We start from the raw sequence: 12,769 nt of genomic DNA, 5'->3' as shown, positions 1-12,769 counted from the left end.
GCCGCCAATAAACACAGGAGCTCATATTTATGTTCGGTGACACGCGCAACCCGATCGGGTTGAGTAGCAGTCCCGACTATGCGCTTGTCGGTCTGCTGCGGATTCCCGCGGCGCAGTCCAGCCCGTGGGTTTCGCTCACCCGCCGCGTGCTGTTCGCGATCGCGCTGCTGTTCACCGCCGCGACCGTTGTCTACCTCGGCCGGCACGGCTATCGCGACAACACCGGCGACGAACTGTCGTTCCTCGACGCCATGTACTACGCGACCGTCTCCCTGTCGACCACCGGTTACGGCGATATCGCCCCGGTGACCCCGTCGGCGCGACTGGTCAACATCATCGTCATCACCCCACTGCGCGTGCTGTTCCTCATCGTGTTGGTCGGTACCACTCTCGGCGTGCTGACCGAACGGTCGCGGCAGGCATTCAAGATTCAGCGATGGAGGCACACCGTGCGTAATCACACCGTCGTCGTCGGCTACGGCACCAAGGGCCGCACCGCGATCGATGCGATGGTCGGTGACGGAGTGCAGTTGTCCGACATCGTGGTGGTCGACACCGACCCCGTCGCGCTGGAGGCCGCCGCCGCCGCGGGCCTGGTGACCGTGCACGGTTCGGCGACCAAATCCGATGTGCTGCGGCTGACCGGCGTGCAGCGCGCGTCCGCGGTCGTGGTCGCCACCAACCGCGACGACACCGCGGTGCTGGTCACGCTCACCGCCCGCGAACTCAACAAGACCGCCAAGATCTCCGTGGCCATCCGCGAAGCCGAGAACACGCACCTGGTCCGCCAGTCCGGCGCGGACTCGGTGGTGGTGTCCTCGGAGACCGCGGGCCGGCTGCTGGGCATCGCCACCACCAAGCCGACCGTGGTGGAGATGATGGAAGACCTGCTCACCCCCGAACAGGGTTTCGCGGTGGCCGAACGCGAGGTCGAACCCGGCGAAGTGGGCGGTTCGCCGCGCCACCTCAGCGACATCGTGCTCGGCGTGGTGCGCGACGGCGCGCTGATCCGGGTCGGCGAGCCCGAGGTCGACGCGCTGGAAACCGGCGACAAACTGCTGTACATCCGGCACACCGGAAAGTAGGCCGCGCCCACCGCTAGGCTGCACAGGTGTCCTTCCGGCTGAAAGACGTTCCGCTGCTGTCCCGTTCCACCCTCGATCGCGCCGACCACGTGCGACTCGATCCCGACGCGCTGCGTGAGGGGTGGGGCAAGGCGAAGGTGCTGCGCGTGGACCCGCGCGGAAAAGTGCGGGTGGACAACGACCAGATCGTGCTCGACAACGCAGCCGTCGTGGGCGACGGCCCCGGTGACGCCGCGGTTTTCCTCGGCGTGGTCGAGGGCAGTCACCTGTGGGCCGTACGCGAACCGGAACTGGACGGCACGCTCAAAGATCTGCGGGTGCTCGGCTCGGTCGACGATTTCACCGCCGAACTGCTGTCCACCGCGTACGCGCTGCTCAACTGGCACGACCGGGCCCGATTCCATGGCGGCGACGGCTCGACGACCACGCCCGCGCGTGGCGGCTGGTCGCGTCTGAACGCGGCGGGCGAGGAAGAATTCCCGCGCATCGACCCGGCCGTGATCTGCCTGGTGCACGACGGCGCCGATCGCGTGCTGCTGGCACGTCAACAGCACTGGCCGGAGACGATGTTCTCGCTGCTGGCCGGATTCGTGGAGGCCGGCGAATCGCTGGAACGCTGCGTGGAACGCGAGGTGCGCGAGGAAGTCGGCGTGGACCTGCGCGATATCCACTATCTGGGCAGCCAGCCGTGGCCGTTCCCGCGCTCGCTGATGCTGGGTTTCGCCGCGATCGGCGACCCCGCCCAGGAGTTCGTGTTCTCCGATGGCGAGATCGCCGAGGCGCACTGGTTCACTCGCGACGAGGTCCGTGCAGCTCTGCAGGCAGGCGACTGGACCGCCACCCAACCGGGCGCACGACTGCTCGTCCCGGGTTCGATCTCGATCGCGCGAACGATCATCGAATCCTGGGCTGACTGACCCGGCGGGCTCAGGCCTGTGCGGCCAATGCCTTCTTGACCGCGGCCAGCGACGGGTTGGTCGCGGTCGATCCGTCGCGGTACTTGATCGTGGGCACCACGTGGTTGCCGCCGTTGACGCTGCCGACGAACTCCGCCGAGGCGGGATCGTCTTCGATATCGATCACCGAGTAGGTGATGCCCGCCTCGTCGAGCTGGGTCCGCAGGCGCCGGCAGTAGCCGCACCACGTGGTCGAATACATCGTCAGATCTGGGGTTGCTTCAGTCACGCAGTGTGCAACGTCGGGCAAGCGCCTGGTGTTCCGACGCGGTGCGATCGCGGCCGTGCGCGTTTGTTGTCGGGGGTCGCTGTCATGATGGTGCGCGTGCCAGCACTCGATCTCACCGCCCTCGACCCGGAACAGGCCGCCGCGGTGCGGGCACCACGGGGGCCGGTGTGCGTTCTCGCCGGTGCGGGCACGGGCAAGACCAGGACCATCACGCACCGGATCGCGCATCTGATCGCCGGTGGGCACGTGAAAGCCGACCAGGTGCTCGCGGTGACCTTCACCGCGCGGGCGGCGGGGGAGATGCGCAATCGGCTGCGCACGATGGGCCTGGGCGGCGATGCCGGGCAGGTCCAGGCGCGCACCTTCCACGCCGCGGCGCTGCGGCAACTGCGCTATTTCTGGCCGCAGGTGGTCGGGGATGTGCCGTGGCGGTTGATCGACAGCAAGTTCCCCGTGGTCTCGCAGGCCGCGCAACGAGCGGGACTGCGCGCGTCGACCGAAATGGTGCGTGACCTGCTCAGCGAGATCGAATGGGCCAAGGCGTCGCTGATCGCGCCGGAGGACTATCCGGCCGCCGCGGCCAGGCACCATCGCGACGCACCGGTCGACGTCACCAAGGTCGCCGAGGTCTACCAGGCATACGAATCCGCCAAAGCCTCCGCCGACGGCCTACTACTGGACTTCGACGACCTGCTGCTGCACACCGCCGCCGCGCTCGAGGACTATCCGGCCGTGGCCGACGAATTCCGTGGCCGGTACCGCAGTTTCGTCGTCGACGAATACCAGGACGTCACCCCGCTGCAACAGCGCGTGCTCGACGCGTGGCTCGGCGAGCGCGACGACCTGACCGTGGTCGGCGACGCCAATCAGACGATCTACTCCTTCACCGGCGCCACCCCGAAGTACCTGCTCGATTTCTCCCGGCGCTTCCCCGACGCCACGGTGGTCCGGCTCGAACGCGACTACCGGTCCACCCCGCAGGTCGTGTCGCTGGCCAACCGGGTGATCGGGGCCGCGCGCGGGCGCATCGCCGGCACCCGGCTGGCGCTGATCGGCCAGCGCGCCGACGGTCCCGAACCCGAGTTCGCCGAGTACGTCGACGCGCAAGCCGAGGCCGTCGCGGTCGCCGAGCAGATCCAGAAACTGATCGCCAACGGGACACCCGCCGCCGAGATCGCGGTGCTGTACCGGACGAACGCGCTGTCGGAACCGTTCGAACAGGTCCTGGGCGCACGCGAGATCCCGTTCCAGGTGCGCGGTGGCGAGGGATTCTTCCAGCGGCCGGAGGTGCGGCAGGCGGTGTCGGCACTGCGCCAGGTCGACGGGCGCGACGACCTGCCCGACGCCGCCCGCAGCGGATCGTCGCTGATCACACTGGTGCGCGCGGCGCTGGCCCCGGTGGGGCTGACCACCGAGGAACCCGCGGGCGCGCAGGCGAAAGAACGATGGTCCTCGCTGCTGGCGCTGGTCCAGCTCACCGAGGAACTGGTCAGCCACGACGACGACATGGACCTCACCGCGCTGCTGCGCGAACTGGCCACCCGCGCCGAGGCCAAACATCCGCCGACGGTCGACGGCGTCACCCTGGCGTCGCTGCACGCGGCCAAGGGCCTGGAATGGGACGCGGTGTTCCTGGTCGGACTCACCGACGGCACGCTGCCGATCTTCCACGTGCTCGGCAAGAAGAACACTCCCGTCGACGAAGCGGGACTGGAGGAGGAGCGGCGACTGCTGTACGTCGGCGTCACCCGAGCGCGCGAACACCTGAACCTGTCGTGGACCCAGCGACGACTGCAGGCAGGCGGGGACTACCGGCCGGTGACCCGCTCGCGGTTCCTCAACGACCTGATCCCGGACACATCCGCGGCCTCTCGGATCGCGGTCGAACTGCCTGGCAAGGCGCAGGCTCCACGTCCGCTGTGCCGGGTCTGCCTGAAGCCGCTGATCGGCACCTACGCCACCATGCTCGGCCGCTGCCGACGCTGTCCGGGCGAAGTCGACCCGCTGCTGCTGGACACGCTGAAGGAGTGGCGGTCGGAAAAAGCCGAGGCGCTGAAGGTGCGCGACTTCGTCGTGTTCACCGACACCACGCTCACGGCCATCGCCGAACAGTTCCCCGCCGACGACACCGCGCTTGCGGCCATCGCCGGAATCGGGGCGAAGAAGATCGAACAGTACGGCGCCGATGTGCTGGCCATCGTTGCCTCACGTTTGCGGGCCACGGAGCAAAACCCCAGGTAGAAAATAGGTTGTTAGGTTCTCGATCATTGCCTATGGTGGAGAACACGCAACGGCAGCAATGCCGATGCGCGGCCATTGTTCACACACGAGTTCAGGAGGGAGGCAGAGACATGAAGACGAATACGAACACCACGTTCGATGCGATGAGCAATCGCGTCCTGGTGAACGCCTTTGGCATGTCCGCCTTCCGGGGGGTCCTCGCTCTGCAGGGGACCGGCCTGTCCGTCGGCGACGCGCATCAGATTCGCCGCCAGGACAAGCCCAGTGTGGGTTGGCAGCCGACCGCCGTTTCGGCACCGGCAGCACCCGCCGACGAAGCCGGTTACGCACCGGCGGTCGTCGGCGCAATCCGCCTCCGCGTCCACCCAGCGACCGTGAACAGGGTTCGACAGCACTGTCGAACTAGGTAGGGAACCACTTCCCAGACCTCCTGGCCACGGATCGCGAACAGCGAAATCCGTGGCCATATTTTTTCGGCTCCTCAGCCGTAGGCACCGGGTTCGCACACCGAACATCCCACCGCTGCAAACGAGCTGAAGGAGAACGACGTGTTCACCGCCCAGGACTGGCCCACGGCCACTGCTGACGTGACATGCCGAACCGTGACGCAGGTCACCAGGACTCTGCCCTGCCGGGGCGGAAACCCCGATCTGTGGTTCGCCGAGAGCCCCACCGATCTGGAGCAGGCCAAGGAACTGTGCGCTGCCTGCCCGATCCGCAAGACCTGTCTGACCGCGGCCATCGACCGCGCCGAGCCGTGGGGCGTGTGGGGCGGTGAGATCTTCGACCAGGGTGTCGTGATCGCCCGCAAGCGCCCCCGCGGTCGGCCGCGCAAGGTCGCGATCATGGCATGAGCGGTCAGCGGTCGGAGGCGGCAGCGGAGCGTAACCACGTAGGCCGCCCGAGCATGCCGAATGAACACAGCATGAACCCGGGAAAAGGGTTGTACCGCAAGCGAACCGCTCACCTGTTTCTGGTGAGCGGTTCGTTTGTTATTTGCGGGAGTTGCGTTTGACGGTGCGACCGTCGGCCACGGCCAGGACCAACGTGGTGGTGTCCGGGGAGTGCGCCCACCACCGGTGTTTCTCGCCGGCGCGGCAGTAGTAGGTGTCGCCGGCGCCCAGTTCGTGTTCGGTGCCGTCGGCGATCAGGGAGATCGCGCCGCGGGTCACGTGGATGATCTCGTCGCCCTGGTGGACGAAATCGCGGTCGCCGCGGTCGGTGCCGCCGGTGAATTCCAGGGCGCGCAGGTCGCGGTCGCCGTGGACCAGGGAGCGGACTGTGCCTGCGCCGGGGTCGGTTTGGGGCAGGACGGTGTCGTCGGCGGCGCGGACCACCGCCGCGGGTGCGGTGTCGTCGGCGGCGGCCAGCAGCGCGGTGGCGGTGGTCGACAGGGCGTCGGCGATCTGTTGTAGCGAGCGCAAACTGGTGTTGGTGCGGCCGTTTTCGAGTTGGCTGAGAAATGACTGGGACAGCCCAGTCTCGGTGGACAGGCGGGCCAGGGTGTGTCCGGCGGCGAGGCGACGGTCGTGGATCACGGTACCCAGTTGTCGATGTCGGATGTGGTCGCCGCTGGCCACTGCTCGCCTCCGTGTGTTCGGTACCGCTGTGCCTGCGACTGTAGTGAATTTTCGGTGGACCGAATCGGGGCGGGGTGCGGTTTTCGGGCGCCGACCAGGCGATGAGCGGGTTTCGCGCACCGTGATCGGAACCGTTCCCGTTTCGCCGCCGCTACTGAATATTCAGTGGGGTCGAATATTCAGGAAGAGGCGGCATGGAACAGAACACGCTCAAGAGACGCGGCATCGGGCTGATCGGTAGCAATCCCGAGCTGGCCTCGCCCGGCTTCACCCTCTATGCGCCGCTGGCGGGCAACGGCCGGGTCGACCTGGTCGACCTCGACGGCGAGATCGCCCACCAGTGGCACCTGCCCTACCGCCCCGGCAGGCACGCCCGCATCCTCGCCGACGGCAGCCTCGCCTACAACGGCGCGACCCTGGCCCGCGAGCCGCTGTTCGCCATGTGGCGCAAGTACTCCGGCGGTTCGATGGCCCGCTACGACCACACCGGCGCGCGACTGTCGGAGATCCGCGACGACCTGGCCCACCACGACGCGCACCACTACGACGACGGCCGCGTGCTCTACGCTGCGGTGCAGCCACTCACCGGCGCCGACGCCGCCCAGATCCAGGGTGGTGTGCCCGGCACCGAAGCCGACGGGATCGTGTGGTCCGACGTGATCCGCGAGGTCGACGCCGACGGTGCGCTGCGGTGGGAATGGCGTGCGGTGGAACACCTGGATCCCGCGGAATTCGCTTTGCAGCCACACTATTGGCGTGAGCACTGGCCGCTGATCAACAGCGTGTACCCGCTCGACGAGCACACCGTGGTGGCCAGCCTGCGCAGCGTGTCGGCGGTGATCCTCATCGATCGGCGCACCGGCGCGGTCACCAACCTGGCCGACCGCACCGTGCTCGCCCAGCAACACCATGCGACCCCGGTGGGTGACGGCAAGATCCTGGTGTTCGACAACGGCACCTTCCGCACCGGGGAGTCGGTGACCTACAGCCGCGTCGTCGAAATCGACACCGCCACAGGCGCTGTGGGCTGGACCTATCAGGATTCACCGCGTGAGGCGTTCTTCACTCCTTTCATGGGTGGGGCGCAGCGGCTGCCCAACGGCAACACGCTGATCACCGAGGCCGCCTTCGGCCGGATCTTCGAGGTGACGCCGGACCGGCAGATCTGCTGGGAGTACGTGGTGCCCTCGTTCACCGAATACCCCGATCCCGATACCGCGCAGGTGTTTCCGGGCATCTCCAACGCCATCTTCCGTGCGTACCGATACCAGGCGGAGGAACTGCCATGGCTGCGGTGACCGATCCGGTGGTGGCGCCGGTCGATGAGATACCTTCCGCTGGAAGGGCTTTCGCGGGTGCGTTGCAGCACCTGGTGGTGATGATCGCGATGCCGCTGACCTCGGTACTGCTGATCAGCCGCAGCCTGCATCTCGACGATGACGCCGCGCGCGCATTGTTGTGTGGCGCACTGCTTTTCAGCGGCATCGGCACGATCCTGCAGTCGAGTGGACGATATGGCCTGGGCGCCGGACTGCCGTTCGTGATGCTGCCCGGTGGTGCGGCGGTGGTGCTGTTCATCCAGACCGCCCAGACCTACGACCCCGCGACCGCGACCGGTGCGGTGCTGATCACCGCGGTCGCGGGCATCGCGCTGGTGCCGGTGGCGCGCAAGCTGGTGCGGTTCCTGCCGATGGTGGTGATCGCCAGCATGATCCTGGTGATCGGGGTGAACCTGGTGAAGGTCGGCGCGAACCTGATCACCTCGGCCGACGATCCGACACCGATCAGGTCGGTGTCCATCGCCGGCGTGACCATCGTGGCCACCGTGCTTGCCCACCGCTTTCTCCCTTCGGGGTGGCGTCGGGTTTCGGTCCTGATCGGCATGGGTGTGGGGACCGCGGTGGCGGCCGCGCTGGGCCAGTTCACCCTGGCACCGGGTAACGCACTGGTGCAGTTGCCCGAGCCTTTCCTGTTCGGCACACCGCATTTCGACCTACTCGCCGCGGTGCCGCTGCTGGTGTTCAGCATCGGCTCGATGGCCGAGGCCACCGGACAGACCGTGCTCAACGCCCAGGTGGTCGGCAAGCAGATCGACACCGCGCCCACGGTCGGACGCACGATCCGCGGCGACGCGGTGACCTCGCTGTTCTCCGGTCTGTTCGGTGGCCCGACCATGGTGACCAGCGGCGAGAACATCGGCCTGATCCGCCTGACCGGTGTGCGCAGCCGCTATGTCACCGCGCTGACCGGGCTGATGCTGATCGTGGCCGCGTTCGTCGCCCCGGTCGGGCGCATCGTGAACTCGCTGCCCGGTCCGGTGGTCGGCGCGACGGCCGCGATCGTGTTCGCCACGATCATCGCCTCCGCGATCGGCCTGTTCCGGGAGGTCGACCTCGACGAGGACTCGGCCCTGCTCACCACCACCGCGGCACTGACCGCGGGCCTGCTACCGATCCTGGTACCCGCCCTGTACCGCGGCTTCCCCGCCGACCTGAAACTGCTGCTCGGCAGTGGGGTGACCATGGCTGCCGTGGTCGGCATCGCGGTTCACCTGCTGTGCACCGTCGGCAGGCGTGACTCCGCCGACCGGAAACCTCGGTCGGAGGTGGGTACCGAAGCGTCCGTCGACTAGACGCATCGGAGGAGCAGGCAGGTGTCGCCTACGAGGCCTGTTCGGTGCGGAACCCCGGAACCCAGGTGCGAACCAGGTTCATGAAGCCCAGTTCCGCGTCGAGTTGGGCCAGGATGCCCACCGACCCACCCAGCACCCGGAACACGGTGAGATATTCGGGCGGAAGTTGCAGAGCGCGGGCGGTTTTCATCTCCGGGCTGGAGAACTCCGAGGCCTTGCCCGCCACCTGCTGCATCCACGCGCGGGTGAAGTGGAAGGTGTCGGTGCGGATGGGGTCGCTGAACGGGCGTAAGTACGCCTCGATCTCCTCGTGGGTGACCACCCGTCCGGGAATCACCCAGCCGTGTTCGTAGAGCAGTTCGGTCAGTGCCGCGTGCTCGTCGGCTACGGCCAGGGCCAACATGCGGCCCAGGATCTCCGGGAAACCGCCCGGCATCGGCGCGCAGGCACCGAAGTCGAGCACGGCCAGGGTGCCGTCGGGCCGGATCAGGAAGTTGCCGGGGTGCGGGTCGCCGTGCAGCAGCCCGACCAGTTCGGGCGAGCTGAAATGGAAGACGCCCATCAGCTCGGCGATCCGATTGCGCTGTGCCAGGGTGCCTTCCGGGTCCTGCGCCCCTTCCTTGATCAGCGCCGACACTGGCGTGCCGTCGAGCCACTCGGTCACGATCACCTTCGGGGCACCCGCGACCACCTTCGGGACGGTGATGCTGGGATGCCCGTCGAAGGCCGCGGCGAAACGGCGCTGGTTGGCGGCCTCGATGCGGTAGTCCAGTTCTTCCTCGGTGCGCTCGACGATCTCCGCCAGCAGTGGCTTCACGTCGGCGCCGGGAATCACCGACGCGAAAAGGCCGGTCATGCGGGACAAGGTTTTCAGATCGGCGCGCAGGGCGTCGTCGGCACCGGGGTACTGGACCTTCACCGCGACCGGGCGACCGTCGGACCACACCGCGCGGTGCACCTGGCCGATGCTGGCCGAGGCGGCGGGGGTGTCGTCGAAGGACTGGAAGCGTTCGCGCCACTTGGTGCCCAGCTGCTGATCGAGTACGCGACGCACCGTTTCGATGGGCATCGGCGGTGCCGCGGCCTGCAGTTTGGTCAGCGCGTCGCGGTAGTGCTCGCCGAACTCCTCCGGGACCGCGGCCTCCATCACGCTCAGGGCCTGGCCGAACTTCATCGCGCCGCCCTTGAGCTCACCGAGCACCGCGAACAGTTGCTCGGCGGCCTTCTGGTTCAGGTTCGCGTTGATCTGCTTCTTGTCACCGCCGACGAGTTTCTTGCCGAATCCGACCGCGGCTCGTCCGGCGATGCCGAGCGGTATCTTGGCCAACTTGGCATTGCGGCTGGAACTGCGGCGCACGATCTCGGACACGGTACCCATCATGGCCGAACCTGCCCGGTGTGTGCCATAAGAATGCTCACACCGGCGTATGCGACGCCCGTCACCGCGACGTTCCCTGCACGTGCGCGGTCATGTTCCGGCACCCGCATTCCTGATGCGGCAGCCACGGGCGGCGCTGGATCTCGTGCGTATCCAGGTCCAATTCCACGGTGGCGTCGAGGGTGCGCGGTGCCCGCCGCGGCGAGCAGGCGATGATCGCCTCCAGTTCGCCCAGTGCCAGCGCCGTGGTGGCCGCGATGCCGGCGGGCGAGGCATGGCCGGTGCGGCCCAGCAGCTGGGCGGCCAGGTGCGGCCAGTCGGTGTCGAAACCCGCGCGGGTCAGGTCGGCGCAGCGCAGGCAGCTGGTTTCGCCGGGCAACACCAGCGGACCGACCACGCCGATCCCGTCACGAACGCGCACCTGCAGATGCGGGACCCGCCGCAACACCAGATCCACCGACAGTCCGGGATCGATCATCAGGGCGTCGGTGAGCACCACCAGATCGCCGGGGGTCGCCCCGATCGGGGTGTCGGGTCGGTACTCGCGCGAGCGGGTCGGTCGAAAACCCATGCGCCGCAACCCGATCGCCACCGCATCCGACAGCGGACCCAGTCCGTGCACGGTGATGCTGCGGATCTTGCCCTGTTTGTGTTCGGGTTCCAGCAGGAGTCCTGCCCGTTCGATCGCGGTGAGCATCCCCATGGTGCGATCGGGACTGATGCCGAATTCACCTGCGCGCCAAATGATCTGGGGTCTGGATTGCAGCCCGTCGAGCAGGCGGAGGAAGGCCAGCACCGTGCCGGTGTCGTGGTCGGTGGTCTCGAGCAGCAGCGCGCGTTCGGGATCCCAGCCGAGTTGGACCGTGCCGGAGGGTCGAACGAGCGTGGTCACGCGCGGGTGCAACATCGGGCCGCGCAGTGGGGATTTGGTCGTCATGCCCAAAGTGTCGACAACCCGACCGAGCACAACCTGCCCCGAAAGCGCAGTTATCCACAGGCTTTCGGCGTGTCGGCAGCTCGACTTCGAACTGTGAACAACCGGTGTACCGCGGGTCGTCGCGGCATTTCCCGACGGTCGTTAGCGGGGGAACCGTGTCGCGCCGCCATGGTCGCAAGATTTATCGGCAGACCATGGCGGCGGCGCGGATCAGGACTTGTCGGTACCGGAATCGGGGTCGGAATCGCCGGTGTCGGACGGGTTCTGGTCACCCTTGTTCTTCTCGAGGTCGGCCGCTTCGCGTTCGCGCGCCTCGGTCTCGGCCAACTGCGCCAGCGGATCGTCGAAAGCGCCCGTGCCACCGCCGATCACCGAGTCGATGAACCCGGCGGGGGAGTCCAGGTCGGCGGAATCGGGCAGCAGGTCCGGGTGCTCCCACACCTTGTCGCGCCCTTCCATTCCCGCGTCGGTGGTCAGCCGACGCCACAGCGCCGCCGCCTCACGCACCTTGCGCGGGCGCAACTCCAACCCGACCAGCGTGGCGAAGGTCTGCTCGGCGGGCCCACCCGTGGCGCGACGGCGACGCAGCGTCTCCGACAGCGCGCCCGCACCCGGCAGCCGCTCACCCACGGCATCGGTGACCACCACGTCGACCCAGCCCTCGATCAGCGCGAGCAGGGTCTCGAGACGTTCCAGCGCCTGCTTCTGCTCGGGCGTGGTCTGCGGCTCGAAGGTGCCCTGCGACAGCAGTTCCTCCAGCTTGGACGGGTCGCTCAGTGACATCGGGTCGATGCCCTGCGCGGCCTCCTCGATCGCGGAGAAGTCCATCTTGATCCCGCGCGCGTAATCCTCGACCGCGCCCAGCACCTGCTGACGCAGCCACGGCACATGCGCGAAAAGCCGCTGGTGGGCGGCCTCGCGCGCGGCCAGGAACACCATGATCTCGCTCTCGGGCTGCTCGAGCCCCTCGCTGAACGCCGAGATCGCGGTCGGCAGCAGCGCCGCGGTACCGGCCGGGCCCAACGGCAGACCGATATCGGTGGAGGTCAATACCTCCTTGGCCAGCTGGCCCAGTGCCTGACCGAGCTGGGAGCCGAACGCCAGCCCGCCCATCTGGCCCAACATGCCGACCATCGGCCCGGCGAACTGCTTGGCCTCCTCGGGCAGCTGCGCGGTCCACATGCCCGAGATCTGCTCGGCCACCGGATCGCACAGGCGCTTCCAGGTGGGCAGGGTCTCCTCGATCCAGTCGTTCGCGGTCCACGCGACTGTCTTGGTGGCGCCCGCGGGCAGCACGGTCGCGCCGTCGAGCCACAGCTCGGCCAGGTGCGCGGCGTCGATCACCGCGGTGGTGGTGCTCGGCGCGATCGGGGCCACGGTGGAACCCAGCTGCTGGCGGGCCAGGCGCTTGGCCACGTCGTAATTGACCGGGCCCGACTGAGTGCCGCCGGGGCCCATGCCCTGTCCCATGCCGCTGATCATCTGCCCGAGCTGGCTGAGCATCTGACCTAGCTGCGACGGATCGAACCCGCCCGCACCGCCGGTTCCGAAACCGAACGGATCGCTTCCGCCGGGGCCGTTCGCCTCGTCACGACGCTTGCCGGACTCGTCGTCGTCGCCGGTCGAGAAGCCGAAGGGGAGATCGCTCATACCCTTTACGTTACGCGGGCCCCCTGGGGCTTCGGTGTTCGCGCATCGCGAAATCGCCCGGCATCGCCTGCGCCACAAAAG

11 protein-coding genes are annotated in these 12,769 nt (G+C 67.9%); 6 read left to right on the top strand and 5 right to left on the bottom strand.

The annotated features are described in order from the left end of the window. Positions 1–29 precede the first annotated feature (29 nt). Both ACFWU5_RS03375 and nudC read left to right on the top strand, forming a co-directional pair. Positions 30–1,085: a potassium channel family protein gene (locus tag ACFWU5_RS03375; protein WP_379240294.1), complete on the top strand. Its 1,056-nt coding sequence runs from the start codon at positions 30–32 to the stop codon at positions 1,083–1,085. Between the two features lie 26 nt (positions 1,086–1,111). Next, a complete protein-coding gene (gene nudC, locus ACFWU5_RS03370) occupies positions 1,112–2,002 on the top strand; it encodes an NAD(+) diphosphatase (protein WP_379266012.1) in 891 nt (296 codons plus the stop codon). A gap of 10 nt (positions 2,003–2,012) precedes the next feature. On the opposite strand, the gene ACFWU5_RS03365 is transcribed toward nudC, so the two are convergent. After that, positions 2,013–2,243 carry a mycoredoxin gene (locus tag ACFWU5_RS03365; protein WP_379240963.1) on the bottom strand — a complete coding sequence of 77 codons (231 nt, stop codon included), beginning with the start codon at positions 2,241–2,243 and terminating at the stop codon, positions 2,013–2,015. Between the two features lie 111 nt (positions 2,244–2,354). Here ACFWU5_RS03365 and ACFWU5_RS03360 point away from each other — a divergent pair, with 111 nt between their 5' ends. Next, the gene (locus ACFWU5_RS03360) at positions 2,355–4,511 is read left to right on the top strand and encodes an ATP-dependent DNA helicase UvrD2 (protein WP_379266011.1); all 2,157 of its coding nucleotides are present in this window, start codon (positions 2,355–2,357) and stop codon (positions 4,509–4,511) included. A gap of 548 nt (positions 4,512–5,059) precedes the next feature. Next, on the top strand, positions 5,060–5,365 hold the full coding sequence (locus ACFWU5_RS03355; RefSeq protein ID WP_379240298.1) for a WhiB family transcriptional regulator: 306 nt from the start codon (positions 5,060–5,062) through the stop codon (positions 5,363–5,365). A 138-nt stretch (positions 5,366–5,503) separates the two neighbouring features. Here the strand turns inward: ACFWU5_RS03355 and ACFWU5_RS03350 are convergent, their stop codons facing one another. Further along, entirely contained in the window at positions 5,504–6,091 is a 588-nt protein-coding gene (locus ACFWU5_RS03350; protein ID WP_379266010.1) for a helix-turn-helix domain-containing protein, read from the bottom strand. Positions 6,092–6,285: 194 nt separating this feature from the next. On the opposite strand from ACFWU5_RS03350, the gene ACFWU5_RS03345 reads away from it, so the two are divergent. Together ACFWU5_RS03345 and ACFWU5_RS03340 are read left to right on the top strand one after the other, a co-directional pair. After that, positions 6,286–7,389 carry an aryl-sulfate sulfotransferase gene (locus tag ACFWU5_RS03345; RefSeq protein WP_379266009.1) on the top strand — a complete coding sequence of 368 codons (1,104 nt, stop codon included), beginning with the start codon at positions 6,286–6,288 and terminating at the stop codon, positions 7,387–7,389. Then, positions 7,377–8,723 carry a uracil-xanthine permease family protein gene (locus tag ACFWU5_RS03340; protein ID WP_379266008.1) on the top strand — a complete coding sequence of 449 codons (1,347 nt, stop codon included), beginning with the start codon at positions 7,377–7,379 and terminating at the stop codon, positions 8,721–8,723. Before ACFWU5_RS03345 ends, ACFWU5_RS03340 begins: the two co-directional genes overlap by 13 nt. Positions 8,724–8,751: 28 nt before the next feature. Here ACFWU5_RS03340 and ACFWU5_RS03335 read toward each other — a convergent pair whose 3' ends face one another. The 3 genes from ACFWU5_RS03335 to ACFWU5_RS03325 all read right to left on the bottom strand — a co-directional run bounded on the left by ACFWU5_RS03335 (position 8,752) and on the right by ACFWU5_RS03325 (position 12,688). Next, positions 8,752–10,104, bottom strand: coding sequence for an ABC1 kinase family protein (locus ACFWU5_RS03335; protein ID WP_379266007.1), 1,353 nt, complete (start codon positions 10,102–10,104; stop codon positions 8,752–8,754). Between the two features lie 58 nt (positions 10,105–10,162). Beyond that, on the bottom strand, positions 10,163–11,038 hold the full coding sequence (locus tag ACFWU5_RS03330; protein WP_379240303.1) for a TOMM precursor leader peptide-binding protein: 876 nt from the start codon (positions 11,036–11,038) through the stop codon (positions 10,163–10,165). 210 nt (positions 11,039–11,248) lie between these two features. Beyond that, positions 11,249–12,688 carry a zinc-dependent metalloprotease gene (locus ACFWU5_RS03325; protein WP_379240305.1) on the bottom strand — a complete coding sequence of 480 codons (1,440 nt, stop codon included), beginning with the start codon at positions 12,686–12,688 and terminating at the stop codon, positions 11,249–11,251. Positions 12,689–12,769: the final 81 nt, after the last annotated feature.

It is taken from the genome of Nocardia sp. NPDC058640 (genome assembly GCF_042716995.1).
Lineage (GTDB): Bacteria > Actinomycetota > Actinomycetes > Mycobacteriales > Mycobacteriaceae > Nocardia.
This window is presented reverse-complemented; position numbering and strand designations above follow the sequence as displayed.